1 protein-coding gene is annotated in these 1,929 nt (G+C 48.5%); it reads right to left on the reverse strand.

The features are described from left to right. Positions 1–1,929: inverse autotransporter beta domain-containing protein (locus tag M979_RS22030; RefSeq protein ID WP_157093295.1), on the reverse strand; the 1,929-nt coding region annotated here is incomplete at both ends.

Raw genomic sequence — 1,929 nt, forward strand, 5'->3', positions numbered from 1 at the left:
GGTGAGAGCCAGATAATGAACAGTCACGGTTTGGCTGGCGCCATTGTCCAGACTTACAATGACATTAACATCACCTGCAGTAGATGAAGATGAAAGAGGAACACTTACCTCACCAGCATTATTGGTTACACCGTCACTGAGGGGTTGTCCCCCTACAGTAACATGCACTTTTTCGTTATTTTTTCCTTTACCTTTGGGATCCAGTACGGTAAAGAGCAATTTTCCGGACGCCACGTTGTCAGCAACAATATTCATTGCCGCCGGTGCTGGACCGAATACAGAACCATCTTCAAAATGAAGGGTAATTGACTCAGCATGCCCGTTTAACACGATGTTATCAGTGACGTCACCCGGTGTCGTCTGCCCAGGCAGGCTTAGCTGGGCATATCCGTTTTCATCCGTAATGGTGTCATGTATCGTTCCATTCACGCTGATACTGACTTTAAGATTTTTAGCCAATTTTCCGTCCGGAGTCATGACTGGAACATTGACTTTTACCGGATCACCATCCGCTTTCGGATTAACTGAAGGAGGCTGGATCTTCCCTGGCGACAAAGATTTAACGTTGACTCCCAGCATAAGACTTTTAGGTGACAAGGCCACGCCCGCTACGCGAGGGCTGACTTCAACCGTTCCGGGCACTACACCGGCAGTCAGATTTGCTTCGTACACACCGGGCTGAACTTCCTTGATCTGGCCGATTTTTACACCACCACTGGCCGTGGCGGCAGGTAACTCGGCCATGGCCTGAGACATCAGAGATCCAGTCAATACATCCCAGACTTTTCCACCAACAGACTTGACGTTGTTCATTGCCGTAGTGAATGGAGAAAATGTAAATGGAAGCACAATGGATGAAGCAATACCTTGTACCGGATGACCATTCGCATCCTGTACCCTCAGTGTAATCAGAGAGGCAGAACGCCCGTCAGCAGGGAGGTTATTGAGACTGAATGCTACATTGCTACGGTCCGCACTGACTTCAGCACCGTCTACTACCACCGTGGTTTCAGCCGACGGAGAATAATTCCCCCTGACATCTTTTGCACGAGCATGTATAACATACTGATTTGTAGATGAATAATGATACTCAGGTAACTGTACCTGCAACACATTGGTACCGATAGATGTAATTTTTCCACCCGCACCCACGAGCTCCGGGGCATTCCACTCAATGCTTGCCAGCCCATGTTTCGCTGACACTGACGCATTTATTTGCTGCGTACTCAATCCGTTGCCCCTGATCGTATCAGGCAACGTCAGCTGCACAACCTGCTGTTTGCGGTAATCCAGAACTATATTATTATTTCGTTCAACCAGATCCAGGCGGCTACCTGCCAGCGTACGACTGAAACCAACTTTCTCACCAGAAAGCTGATCAGACAAAGATTCACCGAAGCGCCAGTTGAATTTCGCCTGCAATTCCATCTCATCATGACCACCACTGTTTCGGTAATCTGTTCCCAGTGAAACTAGCGGAACCGGGGTCCATTCAAGTCCGAGCGTCAACGCCTTCGGATTTTTTTGCAACGTTTCTTTACCGAGCAACCCAACATGATTACCGCGGTATTGCTCATACTTCAGTTTTGCACCGAGCTGAGGGTAAGAGGGTAACCAGCCGTTTGTAGTAATATCAAATCCGTCTGCCGGACGCTCGTCGTAATCTTCAAAATCTCGTGACTGATGCCAGTCATTCATGCCAAAGTAACTGTTAGCAGAAAATCGCAGGTAATTGGTCCAGGCTTCTGCACCAATGCCAACCCTCCGGTTATGTCCGGTAATATCGTTATCAAAGAAAACGTTTGTACCGTACATCCATTGACCACGGAACAAACGCACTCCCCCCCCCATATTCAGAGTGGTTCGACCTTCATGGCGGCGACCCCCGGGTTGAACGAAGAGCACATCCTTACCGTTATCATATAAAGG

Origin of the sequence: Buttiauxella noackiae ATCC 51607 (genome assembly GCF_001654865.1) — a bacterium.
GTDB classification, from domain to species: Bacteria; Pseudomonadota; Gammaproteobacteria; order Enterobacterales; family Enterobacteriaceae; genus Buttiauxella; species Buttiauxella noackiae.